Below are 17017 nucleotides of genomic sequence, written 5' to 3'. Positions count from 1 at the left end.
TGTAATCCCTCACTTCAATTTACCTCTATTTGCATTTACATGACAGCGCGTACTTCAAAACGACGATTTTGCTTTCTTTACTTTTACAACTTCAAAAGTATTCTCACCTTATGTAAGTACGCCTGTATCGCATTCTTGTCCTCCGCCAGTTGGATAAAATATCGTTTCTTTTACAAATACTCGGTTTCCATCCACTCTTGTTACTTCTGTTTGACAGTTTTTTTATATGTATCCTGTAAAAATAATGCCTCTGTCATATCCCTACTCCTTTAGTAGTTATTACTATACCTACTAATATAAAAAGAAAAAAATGTATAGTCAATAAAATTCTGAATTTTGATTCAATTAACAAGAAATAAGCTATCTTTAAAACAAGATAGCTTGATTACATTTATCCCGCTGCTAATCCTCAGCGAAGGTTTTCTTCCTCTCTACTCAGAGCCCGATACATTATATTTCCATATACTTATTTAAGTTTCTCATATTCCTTCAAAGCATTTTGTAAAGTTAAAGTTAATGGTTCTGGAAGACTATCTAATGAAAACCACCCCACTTCACTAATAGCATGTTGTTCCAGATTTTCTGCTATCCCATTAGTTACTTTTGCAATATACGTCGGACATACCCAATGTGCTTCTTCTTCAGGTAAAATGTGATTCGTCACACATAATAACGATGTGAGTTCAATTTCTAACCCTACCTCTTCTTGAATCTCCCTGACAACTGTATCTTCTGCTGTTTCCATCCATTCCACTTTTCCACCTGGGAGACTCCAGTGCGCTTGCTCTGGTGCCTTCTTTCTCCGTACAAGTAATAACTTGCCTTGCTCGTTTAAAAGAAACGCTCCAACACCGACGCGTGGATGTAACTTTTGGTTCATATTAACTTCTCCTCTTAATTTGTAAGTTTTCTTGATTTTAACATAAAAATAATAGAGCTACTTTCTATCAGCTTCATAAAAAACAATAGAAAGTAGCTCTCATTGTTTCATAGATATTATTTGTTCTTTTGTATCCATTTTGTCATGATGAAGTTTGTTTTTCTCCAAATATTGTTTACACATATTCACAAAAGCTGGTAATGTTCGAATTTGATCAATATCAGAGCTCTCAATAAAACGATTCATTTGATTTGTCATTTCGTCCATACTAGAAATAACCTCTTCTTTTTCATATCTCAATCTCTCATTTTCAGCACGAAGATTTTGAAGCTCTTTCTGTATCTCATGTGTATTATTTTCTTTTGTATGCCCAGCTGCCATACTCGAAAGTTTGTAAATCCCTTCCATAAATTGATATAGTTCTTGTTTCTTGCCCTCTACACCAATTGTTTCAAAATTATCGACAATCCCTGATAATATAGTAACCAGATTATTCTCTGTCTTTTCACTTTGGACCACTATACTTTTTACTCTATTCTCCTTCTCACAAACATACTGTTCTGGCTCGTGCTTTTTCTTACGCCCCGGCTTACCCTTTTTTATATTTTCAAATGGCAGCTCTTGATTTTTTAATTTATAATACGTATTCTGCAGTTGACTTTCTGTTTTCGGAAATAATTGTAGCTTCTCTTTACTAATTGCCTTTGAAGTATCTGAAATATTTAAATTGTAATGCTGACAAAATTGATACATAGCATATAAAAGTTCTAATTCAGATTTCAACCACATCATTTGAGATTGTTCGTATGCAAATAAACCACCCATTTTTTCAATCTCTCTTTGAAAAGCTATCATTTTATTATATAAGTTCATTAATTCTGCATACGTCACATGGAACTCTCTTTCTATTTTTCTACATTCCTCTTCCACTTTCTGAATATTTTTCATTCCATTTACAATATTTTTCAAAAGATCTAGTACATGAATTGCTGTCTGTTGGTACATTTTATATTCACTCCCACTCAGCATTTTTGCAATTTCAACTTCTTCTTTGTCTTTTGTAAAAATAAAAAAATATTATGGAAATATTTTATAATATTTCTGAATTATTAGTCAAACGAACGTAAAATTGACACATTCTATTTTTATATTAATATTAGTTTATAGCAATATGAGGGGGATCCATATGGAACATAACATTTTAAAAGTCATTGCACTAGCAGAAAAACTTAAATACGAAATGCGACATAGCTGGCTTTCTAATGGTCGACAAGAGAGTGTTGCGGAACATACGTGGCGTATGTCCCTTATGGCTGTTTTAGTTCAGCCTTATTTAGATAAAGAAGTAAACATGGAAAAACTATTAAAGATGGTTATTATCCATGATCTCGTGGAAGCAGAAGCCGGGGATATTCCTGCTTTTGACACAATGAACAGCGAACAATTACAATTACAAAAACAAGAAAATGAACAAAAAGCCATTTTGAATATTAAACATACATTAGAAGGTCCTCTTGGGGACGAACTGTACAATTTATGGATAGAGTTTGAAGCAAAAGAAACATACGAAGCGAAAGTGGCAAATGCTCTTGATAAACTAGAAGTTAAAATTCAGCATAACGAAGCCGATATCGATACTTGGATTCCCATCGAACATAAAATGACGTTCCAAGTTGCCAAACATACTGACTTTGACTCATTCTTATCAAAATTACAAAAAATTATTGAACAAGAAGGCGAAAAAAAATTAATTGCTGCCGGCATTGATGTCGAGGCATGCAAACAGTAGCAACTCACTGTTTTTCATACTTTTTTGCAGATGATTAAAGAAGTATATACCGTTTTATAGAATATTAAATTACAAAAGGTGACACACATTAATGATGTACAATGTGTGTCACCTTTTAATTTTTATGTTTTCACTTTTTATGCTTGGATAACATTTCAGTTGCCATCTTTTCCTGTCAAAATCTTTTAAGATAGTTAAAGAGTTCTCTTTAACTCATAACACCATTATCTTTGAATGAATACCATTTTCCATCAATGAAATGTTTACCTATCGCCATTGCACCGTTAGACTGTAAATAATACCAATTCCCATTCTCTTGTAACCAGCCTGTTTTCATCATGCCATCTGCATTCATGTAGTACCATGTATTATTATCTTGTACCCAACCTGTTTTTATCTTAGCACCAACAAAGTAATACCAGCTTTCTTTATAGCTTAGCCAGCCATTATAAGCAGCTCCGTTTTCGCTGAAATAATGCCAATGGTTGTCAATTAAATTCCAACCTGTTGCCATTGATCCATCATAAAGGAAATAATTACCACCTGGATGTGAACCTATCCAACCTAATAGCATTTTATTATTATCTGGATTTAAAAAGTATGTCTTACCATTATATTCAAGAAAATCCCAGTGTAGCTTTCCACCTTGATGAACGTAATACCAATCTCCCTCATACTGAACCCATCCTTCATTGGTATATAGCGCACCGTCTGCTCCTAATAAGTAACCATTATATTGCTCTTCAATACGACCCGTTTTCATTTTTCCGTTTGCATCAAAGTAGTACCATTTTCCTCCATCTTGTAACCAACCAGTTTTCTTCATACCATTTTGATCATAGAAATACCATGTATTTCCCTCTTTTACCCAACCACTTTGTTGCATTTTCTGTGCTGCTTTTGGAGCATTTTGTTTCACATTCTCTTGTTTTTCTGCATGTGATACTGCAGGAACTACAAACATTGCAGACATTAAAACCGGCAAAATAACTTTCTTCATTTTCCATATCCCCTAAATAATGTTTAATTTTTGTTTTTATTTCCACAAAGAGAATTGTATTATTATATACAAATATAATCAATACTTTTTTGTAATGAAATCGTAATATTTTTAACTTTATAGAAAATATATTCATTTAAAAGTAACTTTAAATGAATTTTTGAGATATTAAACAGATTAATGTATACTTTTTATTGATTTAACCTAGAAGGACATAGATTACAATTACAAATAAGAACAATATATTATCTAAAGAGGAGGATTATTTATGATCAAAGGATTATACGAATCACATCTACCCGTTCGCAGCCTAGAAAGATCCATACCATTCTATGAATCATTGGGATTAAAACTATATAAAAGATATGAGGATACTGCCTTCTTTTGGATTGTAGAAGAACAAAGTTGGCTCGGACTTTGGGAAGGAGAAGAATATAAAACGCCGTATCATCCTTCCCTTCGCCATATTGCGTTTCAAGTAGACTTCGAGTTTCTTCATACATCTATTAAGTGGCTGAAAGACCGAAATATTACGCCCGTTCCATTTAGTAATCGAACTACCATTGGACCTTTTGTTCGCCCTAACCAAGGCAATGCTTCTGTCTATTTTAAAGATCCAGATGATAATAGTATTGAGTTTATTAGTTTTGTTAATGTTCCAGATGAACTAAAACATATTACAGAAAAACTTTCTTTAGAAGAGTGGACTACACTATCACGATCCTATTTGTAGATGATTTAATAACTAGATATCATCGGTACCTCACTGGGCAATATGATTGCTCAAATAATTAATGTGAAGGCTTTTTTATTAATAGTGTTTCTCCCATCATTTTGGCATTACACATTTATAAAGAAAAGCGACTTTTACAAGTCGCTTTTCTACATCAAATATTTCAAAGTTAAAAGTACCCCCACTGCAATTACAAATATATTGAAAAAAATATACCAAGCAGAAAAAGATCAAATACATTCTTTTCCCTTGAGGTATTTCTTATTTTCTTTAGTCAAATTAAAATTGATACTCGTATACAATATAATCAAAAATGTTTGTAAACCCTAGGCTCTCTGCTATAGCAATTGAAGGTTTATTCACTTCCATACAGTCCCAATAGGGCACATACCCTTGTTTGAAACATTCTTGAACAAATATATGTGCGACTTTCTTGGCAAGATTCTTCCCTCTATGTTCCAAAATTGTCTCGATATTTACCGCATGCATATTCCCACTTACAAATCCTGAAAAACAAAGACTCACCACTTGATCCTCATGCAAAATCACATACCCAATTCCTTTTTCAAAAAATGATTCCACCGAATTCCAAAATGATGTAATTTGTGAAACGAAAAATGATTGCTTGAGCAAAGAGTATGTCACAAGATTTTCCTTCGTTACTTTTAATACTGTATATACCTCATCAATGATTGGTTCATTATATGTTTTGTACGCACTTTCATATAATTTGTATACTTTTTGATTGGATTCCTCGTATGATTGTTCACATAATATTTCTCTAATTGTACGATCCCACCCTACTTGATGACCAAATCCTTCAAACCACTTCAAGTCCAAACAGGCTGCTTCTTGTGCAATTTGTTCCCTTAAAACCTTTTTTATTTCAAGGTTAAACATTTTGTTATTTGCCTCACCAATAAATACAAAACCATCTAAATTTCCAAGCCAAACTAAACCAGACCGTGGTTCGCTCGCATTGTCAACAAATATACAGCCCGAATTATTCCCTTCAATGATAGCTTGCACTTCTATATGCCTTTCCTTTTGTAGAAGATGTTTGCAATTCATAAACTGGTCTTTCTGCAATTCGTATATCATCTTTTTTCTTTCCTTTCATGTGTATCAGCGCTTAGATTTCATCACCTGCTGTACAATCTATGAATCCCTGCAATAACTTTCTATCTTCTAGAAAAGAAAGGGTAATACCTGCTATTTCTTCACTGCTTTTCCAAGCCACTTCATAAATTAATCCATCTGGATCGCATATTTCTTTATTTCCTCCAATCACTTCTACCTCATAATACACAATGTGAACATCATATCCATTACTATTCCCCTTCTTTTCGTACATACTTTTAATGACACGTACATCATATCCCGTTTCCTCTTTCACTTCTCGTATACAACACTCCTCAAATGTTTCCTCTTCCAATTTCCCACCAGATGGAATAGACCATTTTAGTTCTGCTTCTTTTACATCTGGGCGCCCTTGCAATACCATTAACAATTTCCCATCATTATTTTTACATAATGCCGCTGCACCTTGAAATATTCCCATTTCTCTCTCCCCATTCCTTAAAATAAAACCATATTTCCTGTTCGTTTCGCATGCTTTTCTGCTTTTCGAACAAGCACATATGATATTCCAATTAAAATGATTAATAAGCTAGCTAATAAACCTAACTCTGGAAATACATTTATAATACTTTTTCCTTCCATTAATAATGAACGGAAAATTTGAAGTACATACGTTAATGGAAACAAAGCTGCTAGTACTTTGCCCCATAGTGGTAATACAACAATGGGAATGCGTACACCCGCAAAAAATTGCATCGGTTCTTCTAATATTGTAAATAGAATACTAGCATCTCGTGAAAATAAAAAAATCGTATTTAAGCAACCCCCCCCACACAACAGCCGAAATACATAAAATCATAAAAGCAAATACAATATTTTCAACTGGTGGTATCGGTGTGTCATTCAGAAACAATGCGATGAGAATCGAAAACATCGTAAACATCCATACTCCTTCTATTAAATTTGCTCCTGCCCGGCAATACATCATCCATACACGCGATGCTGGTGTTAAAAATATAAGTTCAAGTGTTCCATTTTGGCGTTCCCATGACATTTGCCATGCCGATTGAACGAGGCTCCAAAAGAAAACATATCCAATATAACCTGTAAGGAGAAAAAAACTAATCTGCTTTGGATCCATCCATTTGGCAAGTGTACTACTATTTGAAGTATCAAATGGCTTCACCGAAAAATAAGCAGTTGCAAATAATAAAACCGGCCAAATGAATAAAGAAAAATAAATCATCTTACTATGAAAATGATTGCGGTGACTTTTTTTCCATTCTGCAAAAAATATATTCACGCACTCACCTCATTTGCAATTTGTAATATTGCATCTTCCAATCTTGCTTTATGTGTTTCTAACTGTAATATACGAATTTGATATTTTGTTAATAATGATAAAACCGTTGTTGTCATATCAAAAGATGCCTTTAGTTCATATCGTATATGTTCACCCGTATGTTCTTTTTCATATTGAATTTCCTTCAGCCCTAAAGAATACTCTAATCGTTCTATCGTTTCATTCTTCATTTCAGGAATCACAATTTCTAAACGATATTCACGGACAATAGACTGGATAATTTTATCGGGAGTTCCTTCATAAAGAAGTCGTCCTTTTTCAATAATATAAAGGTGATCACAAAGTTCCTCTACTTCTTCAAGATAATGGCTCGTTAACAAAATACCCTTATTTTGTTAACGAGCCAATCGATATACCATTTCTCTCAGCTTTTTCGCTACAGGTGCATCAAGTCCTAATGTTGGTTCATCAAGAAATAAATAATCTGGATCATTAATAAGACCTCTTGCGATTTGCAAACGTTGCTTCATTCCCTTTGAATATCGTTCTACAGGCGTATCAGCAGCTTCTTTGAGCTCTACTTGACCAAGGAGAAACTGAATACGTTCCTCTAGTTCGGCTCCTTTTAATCCATACAAACTCCCGAAATATTGTAAGTTTTCTTTACCTGTTAAACGCCAATATAACATGCGTTCTCCACCTGCAATCATATTGATCTTTTTCTTTACAAGTAAATCTTGCTTTGTACTATCTATACCATCAATTGTAATGGCACCTGAAGTTGGTTCAAGAAGCGTAGCTAGCATTTTAATCGTTGTTGTCTTCCCAGCCCCATTGACACCTAGCAATCCTACAATTTCTCCTTTTTGAATTGTTAAATCCAAACCATTTACCGCTTCAACTACTCTTCTTTTTTTACGAAAAAAACCTACTTTCTCTTTTAACTCATACCGCTTTACAAGTTGTATTGCTTGTATCATGATAAGCCCTCCTATGCAAAATGTTTTTCAATCACATACTTTTCCATTCGTTTCATCGCATATACACCCGCAATAAAATACACAACTCCTAATCCCAATAACCACATAAGTTCAATTTGTATGGAAGCTAAATTCCCACCTTCAATCATACACAATCGAAATGCTGATAAACCATGTGAGAGCGGCATCAATACACTCATAGGTTGTAAAAATGCAGGAAGATAACCTACTGGAAAAAACACACCACTGACAAGGCTCATAAAAATAAACAATGTATTTTGTGTTAAATATGTATCACGAAAATAGAGCATAAAAGCCCCCAACACTAGTGCTTGAGCGAATATAGCAAAAAAGAAAATAAATAATAAAAGTACCACTGGTATCATATTTATTTCTCGAAACTGTAATCCGAAAAACAAACCAAAAATAAAAATCGCGATAAATTCAAGTCCCACACGCAATATTCCTTGCGCAGCTGCTCCTAGAAAATAACCTTGCCGAGATGATGGCGTTAATAATAAAACATCAAGCGTCCCTTCACGCAGTTCGGTTATCAATGTCCGGCTCACAATCATTAATAGAGAAACAGAAAATGAATAAAAAACAGCTCCTAATATAACGTAAGAAAGATAATCATCCGTCTTCCCTAACTTTGCAAAATTAGCATCTAACTTTCCTTGAAACATAAAATAATATGTTAGATAAGCAAACAATACGATATATACACCAGTTAAAATATGCCCTAAAAAAAATGACCATGGGTACGCTCTACGCATCGTATAGAAATCACGACGAAATGTAGCCATAAACGTTAGCCACATGTTCTCCCCTCCTCTAATTTTTGAACAATTGGGAAATCCATAAATTGATCTAAATCAACACGAATTTGTTCTAATCGTTCTCGATTTGTTTTATAAAATACGTAATAACCTTTTCGTTCCTTTTGTATAAGACCTGTAGACTCTAACATTTTTAAATGATTGGAAACCGTTGATTTTGTAAGACTATACCGCTCTGTTAATTGCTGTGTACAAAAAGATTGAAAGGATAAATCTCTTAGCATTTTTAATCTCGTTTCATCTGATATCGCTTGTAGAATTCGCAAAAGATCCTTTGGTACTTCATCTGTATACGACGATGCGATTTCCACCTCATAATAGACTTTTATATGAGTAGAAATAAGATTATCTATTAGTAAATGAGGTGCGACAAAAGTTGATGGATATAATGTAATTGCTGATAAATCCTCATAACGATATTGCCAAGTACGGGCTTTTAAAAAGATTATTTCCTTTTCATCAATTAAAAATCTCGGATGCAAGTTTTTAGAAAGGGACAACGGGTTTTGTTTGATTGTTTCTTTCACATCATATACAGATCGTTCTAGCCATGGTTCTATTTGAAATAACTCTCGTGCAAAATAGCGCTGATGATATTGATATAAAAAATTACAAACTACTTCTTTCTCTAACTTAGGAAAAAATGATTGAAAGCCTTTTGTATCCGTTACTCGTAATTTTTCAATCCCTTCTTCAACATAGACTTCAGCCTGAAACTCAGAGCACCAATCTATAAAATGTAACCAGTCATCGCTTTTCTCATTAATCTCATATAATATTTCTTTTTCCTCCTGATCCATCTGATTTAATACATTTTCTGCCCACTCTAATCGTTTTACATGATGAGTAGGATTAGATAAAACATGTAAGCTTAATAACATTTCGCGAAATGGTGAATATACAACTTTGACATGTCGTTCAAACCATGATGTAACTCGCAACATAAATTCCCCTCTCTTTGATTCGATTTCTACCGAATCAATTTTATAATTTTGCAAAATTATTCAGTATATTAACAACTTACAATGTAAACGTCAATGAAAAATTAGAAATATTTTCATAAAAAAAGACCTCAGCTACGCTAAGGTCTTTTTACTTAATTCTTTTATGTTTTTAAAATACAGGAGTGTTTCTTTCTCTTCTCCCTCATCAAACAAATTGAGTTGTTTAATGATTTCAGCTGCAAACTCGACATAAGCAGAGCCAACTGCTGTAATGATTTTCCCATCCACTGTTACATCTATACTTTGTTTATACTTCCACTCATGGAAATGTGCTAGACTCTCCACTTCTGGTGTTAAAGAAGTTGAAAATCTTTTATTTAGCAACACATCAGCTGCTTGTAATAAAGCGGTTCCTGCACAAATACCAGCTAACCATTTATTTTGTTCATTTATCTCTCGGGCAAGCGATAATAACTTAGGATTTTCTAGATGATGAAAGATATCTCCGCCGGGGACAATTAAAATCTCATACTCTTTTGCAATTATGCCATCTATGGAAATATGCGGTTTACACTGGAAACCTCCTTCTTCTGTAACAGTCGCATTATCTACACTTGCTGTGACAATTTCAAATCCCTTACTCTTTAAAAATAAACTCGCTAGATTCACTTCAAATTCTGCAAATCCATCAAATAGAAAAAACAATGCTTTTTTCATTTCATCAGCCCCTTTACTTTCGACACACTTATACATATTCGAAAGTAAAAAACTTCTCCTTCTAAAAACAAACCTGCTAATGCAGATTTGTTTTTACCTTATCTTCTATTAATCCCTTTTTTACTCAAAAACTCCTTCATATGCATTCTTTTCTCTTTTGACATAAAAGCACTCATTGATCCTGTCCATGTTACATCCTTTTGATTTGTAGATCTTCCCTTATAATATTCATTAGTCGTACGGTCATATTCCTCTAGTAATTCATCATATTTATTTTCGTCATATACGTTTTCATGTAAAATCGCTTCAACTGGCAAACGCGGTTTCACTGCATGACTTTCATCAGGTACTCCAACTGTCATCCCAAATACCGGGTATACTTTATCTGGTAAATGGAGCAGTTCACTCACTTCTTCTGGATTATTCCTGATTCCTCCAATATAACAAATGCCATATCCTAGTGATTCTGCAGCGAGCGCTAAGTTTTGTGCAAATAAGGATGCATCTACTGTAGCTACAATAAAGTCCTCTGCACCATCATGTTTAATCTCTGTTCCATGTTTCTCACATGCTGTTTCTAAGCGCTTTAAATCTGCACAGCAAACAAAAAATGCCGCGCAATCTTTCACATGACGATTACCTGATAACTCTGCCAATTGCACCTTTAAATTTTCATCTGTAACGTACATAACTGAATACGCCTGAACAAAATGTGATGATGCTGCATACTGCGCTGCTTGTACCATTCTTTCCACTATATTCTTAGGAATTGGTTCTTGTTTATATTTCCGAACTGATGTATGTTGCTCCATTTTATGTATCATCTCATTCATAGTAAAGCCTCCTTATTTCTTATTACTGAAAAATTAACATATCCTTTTCATTTATCACAACTTTTATGCCCATCTAAAAACTTCTATATAATATGCTCTTTTTTCACCTCAATTAAAGCAGAACCCTTCAAACCTATACAAAAAGAGAACGAATTTTTAACCATTCGTCCTCTTTCATTCTTGAAAAAATAAATCGTTTAAGCTGCTCTCAGCACTTTAACACCTTTAACAATATTCCAAACAAAGTAATAAATACCTACAATTGCAAAAGTTACATAGGTTACAATCATTCCGATTCCAACACTTGCGGATTCTCCAAAACTTAAACCGAATACACCTGAAAATGCCAATCCACCAAACAAAATTGCATATGGGAAAATGTGTGTCCAAAATGCCTTTTTCGCATGATATTTCACATCATCTTCTGCAATAAAGTAGACGATGATTGGGAATAGAAACGGTGCAAAGAAAATACTAAAATAACAAAGTGAAGATAAAATATTATTGCCTTTCATACGATTCACTCCTAAAGTTTCGTTGTTTTTGTTACCTTTATTATGGCACTTCACTACTTTAGGAACTATCGTTTTACCCTTCAATCAGATTACATTTTTGTAAGATTTATTACTATATACGATTCGTTAGCCAATACTGTGTAATCGCAAAATATTCCCTCACATTTGACTGAATAATAATCGATTTAGGTGTTTTCGCAGGAAGTCCATTTACCTTCAACCCTTGTTTTTCAGCAATTTTTTTGGCCCGAAACATATGAAAATCATTTGTAACAATCATCCCTTTTTTCTTATTTGCTGGAATAAGAGACTTTGAGAATTCAATATTTTCATCTGTATTTGTAGAACGATCTTCCATTATAATTCTTTGTTCTGCAATACTTTGTTTCATTAATCCTTTTTTCATAGCCCGTGCTTCTGAAATGTCTTCTCCTTTTCCTTTACCACCGGATACAATAACAATCGTTTGTTCATGTGTTTTTAAATATTCCGCTGCTTTATCAATACGATATTGTAAAGAATAAGAAGGCTCTGTTCCTTTCACCTTTGCTCCTAAAAGAATCATGTAGTCTGCATCGTTCGGTGCTTCCATATGACCATGCTTATAAATGTTATATTGTAAAAATCCTATATAACCTACTATAATCATTATCACAACTAAACTATACTTCATCATCTTTTTCTTCTTTATCATTTACATTTACTCCTATTTTTTCTATTTTCTCATCATAATATTCTTCTCATTATTTGTATAGATTTAATTTCCTAAATAACCCTCGATAAGTAATATTTACAATAAATAAAGGGAATAGTGGATAAGGTATATATAAGATAATGGGAACTTTGCATTAAGGAGTGTAAACATTGATTGTTTTTTTATGTAATATAACCTTCTTCTTTTTATTATTTCTTATCTCGCTTAAACTACTAGGAAAATCCGCACTCGCACAGCTTACACCACACGATTTCGGGGCGATTATCTTTTTATCTTATTTAGCTTTTCGAGCTATACCGGTTGATGGCGCTCTGCAAGCTATTGTAGGTATAATTGTGATTACATGTCTTCATCTCTTGATTACAAAATTGAGCTTGCTAAATAAACTGAATCGTTTCATTCTTGGTCACCCCATTATTTTAATTAAACATGGAGATATTGTTTTTGAAAATCTAAAGAAAAGTAGATATCCAATTGCTGAGTTACTATCTAATCTTCGCGTAGCAGGATATCCTAGCGTACATGAAATCGAATATGCCATTTTAGAAGCGAATGGCGCCATTAGTATTTTACCAAAAAGAGAGCTTGTTCCTCTCACTCCAAAAGATATGCATATAGATGTAAAATATGCAGGATTACCAATTGCCCTTATCGTTGATGCACAAATTCAATACGATAATTTAAAATTAATCCATAAAAATGAAAAATGGCTTCGGAAAGAGTTACTAGAAAAAGGATTTGAAGATATAAAAAACATTGCATTTGCTTCTGTACAAGAAACTGAAGGCTCTTTTGCAATTAGCCTAAAAAATAAGAAATCCCCTTAAATACATTAAGGGGATTTCTATCATGCCACATGTTCTCTTTCTATATTTCGTACTGATACAGGATGAGAAATACGATTCATCCCAAATACAACAATCGCTGTTAATACTTCAGATACAGGCATTACAAGCCAAATTCCATTTACTCCAAACAACTTTGGCATAATCCATAAGAGTGGAATAATGAGTAATAAACCGCGGTTCAAAATAATCAAGATAGACTTTCTTGTTTGTCTCACCGATTGGAAATACTCTCCATATACAATGTTATAGCCAAAAAATACATATTGAACAAAGAACAGACTCATTCCTGTTACAGTTAGTGTCAGTAACTCTTTTGATTGAACATCAAATAAACCAATAATGTATTCCCCAAAGAATAATCCGCTCACAATTGCTACACATCCAAGTACAATAGCTGTTTTGACTGCAAAGTTTAGTCCTTCCTTCAAACGTTCAGGTAAATTTGCACCGTAATGAAAACTTGCAATTGGTTGCAATGCCGCTCCAACACCTAAGAATACTAATAGCATCATGGAGTGAATACTATTCACTATTGCGTAAGATGCTACACCTAATTCTCCTGCATATTTCATAAAGGTTATGTTAAAACCAATCGTTACAATCGCTACTGTTATTTCTGCGGTGAAACTTGGAAAACCAATCACCATAATTTGTTTGACTGTATTCCATTCAAAATGAAATTTCGTCCATTTTAAAATGCTACTTTTTCTAAAGAAATGACTTAATAAAACAAGAAAACCAATTGCTGCTGACAGGATAGTCGCTGCCGCCGCTCCTGTTACACCCCAGCCAAAAATAAAAATAAAAATATAATCAAAAGCAATATTTAACAACGCTGTTACAACAAGTCCTGCCATCGCTAAATTTGGATTTCCGTCGTTTCGTATAAATGTACTTAAAATATTTTCTAATACGTATATCATTCCAAATGTTAATAATACAGTTAAATAGTCTAATGCATATGGTAAGATTACTTCATTAGCTCCAAATAAATAGGCCAAATCTTCTATTCTCCATAAACAGATGACCATTAAAGCACCAACAATTACAACAGCCACTGTCATAGACTGAGTAAAAATGGATCTCGCTCGCTCTATTTTATTTTCACCTAATGCTATGGAATATAGTGTAGCTCCGCCCATTCCAATCCACAATGATATAGAGAAAAAAATGGAAAAGGCCGGGATAGCAACGTTTACTCCCGCTAAGCCATTCGCTCCGACTCCTCTGCTAATCATAACGGCATCGATTACAATATTCACCGACATTAATACCATTCCAAGAACCGCTGGTATTAAATAAGATATAAATAAATTTTTCATTGGTTTTTCTCTTAATTTCTCAGTTGTTTCCATAATAAAATGCTCCTTTTCAATTCTCTGTTCACATTTTAAACCTTCAAGCAACTTGAAGGTCAAGTGAGAATTAAAAATACATTTTTATTATACAACCTCTTACTTCTTTTTTATTACCGGGATTTGTATTTCTGTAACTTGCTCTTCTGGATTCTCCGTTACAGAACAGTCAATTAAAGCGAGCTCAATTGCATCTCCAGACACTTCATATCCTTTCTCCTTGATATCCATTAACAGCTTCTTATAAGTTCCATCCGTTTTTTCATATGGCCCATGGTGATAAGAGCAAGCGAACATCCCTTCTTTAATTTCATCTGAAGTAATAATTTGAAACGGCATATAATCAAGGAGAATAAAAACACTGTTATATGCTTGAAATTCATTTTGAAGCAACCCTTCTTTTGACACTGTCACACCTAGGTCTCCTGAAAATAAACTATCATCTATTTGCTTCATATTTTTTTGGAGTGAATGGATATAATATTCAAACATATCATCCGTTATATTTGGTGCAATAGCTAACGCTGTAATTTTTCTCTTTGGTAATTTTTTAAGTGTCACATTATTAGCTTTTGACTTTGTAGCTTCTTTCATCAAATCGATTTTATGCTTCATTTTAGCCAATGCATATTCAATTTCTCTTTGTTTTTTTAACATCATCTCTTGTTGTTTTTTAAGTAAATTTAAGGCATAAGATGGGTTTCTTTCATCAATATATTCCTTTATTTCTTTTAAAGAAATATTTAACTGCCGTAAAAATTTAATTGTATCTAAAAGTGCAAATTGGTCGATTGTATAATATCGATACTTTGTTTGTGGATCAACAATGGATGGATGAAAAATACCTTTTTCATCGTAATAACGTAATGTTGACTCCGCAATATTATGCATTTTTGCCATTTCTCCAATAGTAAAGCGTTGATTGAATAACATATTTTCTACTCCGTTTCTTTCAAATAAATTGATTCGTTAAAAACAAATTTGTTTTTCTTCCCCTTCATTATATAGACATTTATTCCTTATTCAAAATGAATCATCCCCATGAAAATCTTCCGATTTAACATTGATTTTTCTTGAAATTTATTATATATTTATCACAGGTTCAAATTACAAGTTCAAAAGAACTCGTATAAAGACCTCTTGTTTAATGTGTTTTACATATTAGTACATTAGGCAAACTCCGAGAAATCGTTTAATAAAAACAAAAAATGAAAAGGAGAGATGAGATGGAATTTTTCTTTCAAATTGCGTTAATTTTACTAAGCACCAAAATTGCTGGTGACATTAGTGTGAGATTAGGACAACCTTCTGTACTCGGGAAATTAATTGTTGGTATTGTAATTGGTCCGGCGGTATTAGGTTTAGTTAACAATTCAGATTTACTCACACAGTTAAGTCAAGTAGGAGTTATTCTCCTTATGTTTATGGCAGGTCTAGAAACAGATTTAAAAGAACTAAATGAAAATCGCAATTCATCTTTAGCTGTTGCTGTTGGCGGTATTATTCTTCCATTTGTAGGTGGTTATGTTTCAGGACTAATTATGGGTATGGAACAAGCAAATGCTGTCTTTTTAGGATTACTTCTATGTGCAACAAGTGTTAGTATCTCTGTACAAACACTTCGTGACTTAGGAAAAATGAAGACTCGCGAAAGCACAACAATGTTGGGAGCAGCTGTATTTGATGATATTCTTGTTGTTATTTTACTAGCATTTGCCATGAGTTTCTTAGGCTCAGGTGATGTAAGCTTAACAATGATTATTTTGAAAAAGGTTGTTTTCTTCCTTTCTATCATCCTAATCGGTTGGAAAGGTGTTCCAATGATTATGCGTTGGTTATCACCACTACGCGTATCAGAGTCTATAATTAGTGCGGCTCTTATCATTTGTTTCGCTTTTGCATATTTCGGTGAACTATTAGGAATCGCAGGCATTATCGGAGCATTTGCAGCAGGTATTGCTATCTCTCAAACAGATTACAAACATGAAGTAGAAAAGAAAGTAGAACCAATCGCTTATGCAATGTTCGTTCCTATCTTCTTTGTAAGCATTGGTATGAATATTACGTTTGCAGGCATTGGAGATAAAGTATGGTTTATCTTGGCTTTAACTGTAATTGCTGTATTAACAAAACTGATTGGTTGTGGCTTCGGAGCGCGCATGACAGGATTTGATTTACAATCATCTACAATCATTGGGTCCGGAATGGTTTCACGCGGTGAAGTTGCTCTTATCATTGCAGGACAGGGGCTTACTTCTGGACTACTAGCACAAGATTACTTTACAGCAATTGTAATTGTCGTTATTTTAACAACAATGATTACACCACCAATGTTAAAATATTCTTTCGGTGTAAAAGATAAGCAATTAAAACAAAGTGCATAATAGCTATATAGAGTACTAGTTTCATAATATAAAAAACGAGATGATTCTCTTCAAAAGACAATCATCTCATTTTTTATCATTTTAACCGAGAAGACCCCCTCC

Annotated in this window: 17 protein-coding genes and 3 pseudogenes; 4 read left to right on the top strand and 16 right to left on the bottom strand. The window is 33.5% G+C overall.

Annotated features, from left to right (window positions below; all coding sequences use genetic code 11):
• Window positions 1-111: 111 nt before the first annotated feature.
• From JDS96_RS32055 to JDS96_RS12295, 3 genes and pseudogenes are all read right to left on the bottom strand, one after another.
• Window positions 112-257, bottom strand: a pseudogene (locus JDS96_RS32055) (alanyl-tRNA editing protein); the annotation flags it as partial.
• A gap of 209 nt (window positions 258-466) precedes the next feature.
• Complete coding sequence (locus JDS96_RS12300) at window positions 467-880, bottom strand: NUDIX domain-containing protein (RefSeq protein ID WP_199667000.1); 414 nt, start codon at window positions 878-880, stop codon at window positions 467-469.
• A gap of 99 nt (window positions 881-979) precedes the next feature.
• A complete protein-coding gene (locus JDS96_RS12295; protein ID WP_199666999.1) occupies window positions 980-1885 on the bottom strand; it encodes a DNA-binding domain-containing protein in 906 nt (301 codons plus the stop codon).
• Window positions 1886-2066: 181 nt separating this feature from the next.
• On the opposite strand from JDS96_RS12295, the gene JDS96_RS12290 reads away from it, so the two are divergent.
• Window positions 2067-2669 carry an HD domain-containing protein gene (locus JDS96_RS12290; RefSeq protein ID WP_003206650.1) on the top strand — a complete coding sequence of 201 codons (603 nt, stop codon included), beginning with the start codon at window positions 2067-2069 and terminating at the stop codon, window positions 2667-2669.
• A gap of 208 nt (window positions 2670-2877) precedes the next feature.
• Here the strand turns inward: JDS96_RS12290 and JDS96_RS12285 are convergent, their stop codons facing one another.
• Window positions 2878-3669 carry an N-acetylmuramoyl-L-alanine amidase family protein gene (locus JDS96_RS12285; protein WP_199666998.1) on the bottom strand — a complete coding sequence of 264 codons (792 nt, stop codon included), beginning with the start codon at window positions 3667-3669 and terminating at the stop codon, window positions 2878-2880.
• 268 nt (window positions 3670-3937) lie between these two features.
• Between JDS96_RS12285 and JDS96_RS12280 the strand changes: the two genes are divergently transcribed.
• Complete coding sequence (locus JDS96_RS12280; RefSeq protein ID WP_018782499.1) at window positions 3938-4402, top strand: VOC family protein; 465 nt, start codon at window positions 3938-3940, stop codon at window positions 4400-4402.
• Window positions 4403-4681: 279 nt separating this feature from the next.
• Here JDS96_RS12280 and JDS96_RS12275 read toward each other — a convergent pair whose 3' ends face one another.
• The 10 genes and pseudogenes from JDS96_RS12275 to JDS96_RS12230 all read right to left on the bottom strand — a co-directional run bounded on the left by JDS96_RS12275 (window position 4682) and on the right by JDS96_RS12230 (window position 12304).
• The gene (locus JDS96_RS12275) at window positions 4682-5503 is read right to left on the bottom strand and encodes a GNAT family N-acetyltransferase (RefSeq protein ID WP_199666997.1); all 822 of its coding nucleotides are present in this window, start codon (window positions 5501-5503) and stop codon (window positions 4682-4684) included.
• A 31-nt stretch (window positions 5504-5534) separates the two neighbouring features.
• The gene (locus JDS96_RS12270; protein ID WP_199666996.1) at window positions 5535-5963 is read right to left on the bottom strand and encodes an NUDIX hydrolase; all 429 of its coding nucleotides are present in this window, start codon (window positions 5961-5963) and stop codon (window positions 5535-5537) included.
• A gap of 17 nt (window positions 5964-5980) precedes the next feature.
• Window positions 5981-6785: pseudogene (locus tag JDS96_RS33030) on the bottom strand (ABC transporter permease).
• Window positions 6782-7765: pseudogene (locus JDS96_RS33025) on the bottom strand (ABC transporter ATP-binding protein). The pseudogenes JDS96_RS33030 and JDS96_RS33025 overlap by 4 nt, the downstream one beginning before the upstream one ends.
• Before the next feature lie 11 nt (window positions 7766-7776).
• Window positions 7777-8586, bottom strand: coding sequence for an ABC transporter permease (locus tag JDS96_RS12255; protein WP_199666995.1), 810 nt, complete (start codon window positions 8584-8586; stop codon window positions 7777-7779).
• Entirely contained in the window at window positions 8577-9548 is a 972-nt protein-coding gene (locus JDS96_RS12250; RefSeq protein WP_199666994.1) for an ArsR/SmtB family transcription factor, read from the bottom strand. Before JDS96_RS12250 ends, JDS96_RS12255 begins: the two co-directional genes overlap by 10 nt.
• Window positions 9549-9680: 132 nt before the next feature.
• Window positions 9681-10265, bottom strand: a complete 585-nt coding sequence (locus JDS96_RS12245; RefSeq protein WP_199666993.1) for a DJ-1/PfpI family protein — start codon at window positions 10263-10265, stop codon at window positions 9681-9683.
• Between the two features lie 98 nt (window positions 10266-10363).
• Complete coding sequence (gene nfsA, locus JDS96_RS12240) at window positions 10364-11098, bottom strand: oxygen-insensitive NADPH nitroreductase (protein WP_199666992.1); 735 nt, start codon at window positions 11096-11098, stop codon at window positions 10364-10366.
• Window positions 11099-11295: 197 nt separating this feature from the next.
• A complete protein-coding gene (locus JDS96_RS12235) occupies window positions 11296-11613 on the bottom strand; it encodes a magnetosome magnetite crystal formation protein family (RefSeq protein WP_018764335.1) in 318 nt (105 codons plus the stop codon).
• Window positions 11614-11725: 112 nt separating this feature from the next.
• Entirely contained in the window at window positions 11726-12304 is a 579-nt protein-coding gene (locus JDS96_RS12230; protein WP_033671070.1) for a YdcF family protein, read from the bottom strand.
• A gap of 173 nt (window positions 12305-12477) precedes the next feature.
• Here JDS96_RS12230 and JDS96_RS12225 point away from each other — a divergent pair, with 173 nt between their 5' ends.
• Window positions 12478-13155, top strand: a complete 678-nt coding sequence (locus JDS96_RS12225) for a DUF421 domain-containing protein (RefSeq protein ID WP_003196513.1) — start codon at window positions 12478-12480, stop codon at window positions 13153-13155.
• A 20-nt stretch (window positions 13156-13175) separates the two neighbouring features.
• On the opposite strand, the gene JDS96_RS12220 is transcribed toward JDS96_RS12225, so the two are convergent.
• Both JDS96_RS12220 and JDS96_RS12215 read right to left on the bottom strand, forming a co-directional pair.
• Window positions 13176-14534 (bottom strand): MATE family efflux transporter, encoded by a 1359-nt coding sequence (locus JDS96_RS12220; RefSeq protein WP_033794770.1) that lies wholly within the window; start codon window positions 14532-14534, stop codon window positions 13176-13178.
• 96 nt (window positions 14535-14630) lie between these two features.
• Entirely contained in the window at window positions 14631-15464 is an 834-nt protein-coding gene (locus tag JDS96_RS12215; protein ID WP_003196509.1) for a MerR family transcriptional regulator, read from the bottom strand.
• A gap of 293 nt (window positions 15465-15757) precedes the next feature.
• On the opposite strand from JDS96_RS12215, the gene JDS96_RS12210 reads away from it, so the two are divergent.
• Window positions 15758-16915: a cation:proton antiporter gene (locus JDS96_RS12210; RefSeq protein WP_018764331.1), complete on the top strand. Its 1158-nt coding sequence runs from the start codon at window positions 15758-15760 to the stop codon at window positions 16913-16915.
• Window positions 16916-17017 lie beyond the last annotated feature (102 nt).

Origin of the sequence: Bacillus cereus group sp. N21 (genome assembly GCF_016483395.1) — a bacterium.
GTDB classification, from domain to species: Bacteria; Bacillota; Bacilli; order Bacillales; family Bacillaceae_G; genus Bacillus_A; species Bacillus_A pseudomycoides.
This window is presented reverse-complemented; position numbering and strand designations above follow the sequence as displayed.

What these genes read in the sequence shown, in the direction of transcription:
- JDS96_RS12300 (WP_199667000.1), bottom strand. Translation starts at nt 880, where the DNA reads ATGAACCAAAAGTTACATCCACGCGTCGGTGTTGGAGCGTTTCTTTTA.
- JDS96_RS12245 (WP_199666993.1), bottom strand. Translation starts at nt 10,265, where the DNA reads ATGAAAAAAGCATTGTTTTTTCTATTTGATGGATTTGCAGAATTTGAA.
- JDS96_RS12275 (WP_199666997.1), bottom strand. Translation starts at nt 5,503, where the DNA reads ATGATATACGAATTGCAGAAAGACCAGTTTATGAATTGCAAACATCTT.
- JDS96_RS12235 (WP_018764335.1), bottom strand. Translation starts at nt 11,613, where the DNA reads ATGAAAGGCAATAATATTTTATCTTCACTTTGTTATTTTAGTATTTTC.
- JDS96_RS12210 (WP_018764331.1), top strand. Translation starts at nt 15,758, where the DNA reads ATGGAATTTTTCTTTCAAATTGCGTTAATTTTACTAAGCACCAAAATT.
- JDS96_RS12270 (WP_199666996.1), bottom strand. Translation starts at nt 5,963, where the DNA reads ATGGGAATATTTCAAGGTGCAGCGGCATTATGTAAAAATAATGATGGG.
- nfsA (WP_199666992.1), bottom strand. Translation starts at nt 11,098, where the DNA reads ATGAATGAGATGATACATAAAATGGAGCAACATACATCAGTTCGGAAA.
- JDS96_RS12280 (WP_018782499.1), top strand. Translation starts at nt 3,938, where the DNA reads ATGATCAAAGGATTATACGAATCACATCTACCCGTTCGCAGCCTAGAA.
- JDS96_RS12215 (WP_003196509.1), bottom strand. Translation starts at nt 15,464, where the DNA reads ATGTTATTCAATCAACGCTTTACTATTGGAGAAATGGCAAAAATGCAT.
- JDS96_RS12295 (WP_199666999.1), bottom strand. Translation starts at nt 1,885, where the DNA reads ATGTACCAACAGACAGCAATTCATGTACTAGATCTTTTGAAAAATATT.
- JDS96_RS12255 (WP_199666995.1), bottom strand. Translation starts at nt 8,586, where the DNA reads ATGTGGCTAACGTTTATGGCTACATTTCGTCGTGATTTCTATACGATG.
- JDS96_RS12285 (WP_199666998.1), bottom strand. Translation starts at nt 3,669, where the DNA reads ATGAAGAAAGTTATTTTGCCGGTTTTAATGTCTGCAATGTTTGTAGTT.
- JDS96_RS12250 (WP_199666994.1), bottom strand. Translation starts at nt 9,548, where the DNA reads ATGTTGCGAGTTACATCATGGTTTGAACGACATGTCAAAGTTGTATAT.
- JDS96_RS12290 (WP_003206650.1), top strand. Translation starts at nt 2,067, where the DNA reads ATGGAACATAACATTTTAAAAGTCATTGCACTAGCAGAAAAACTTAAA.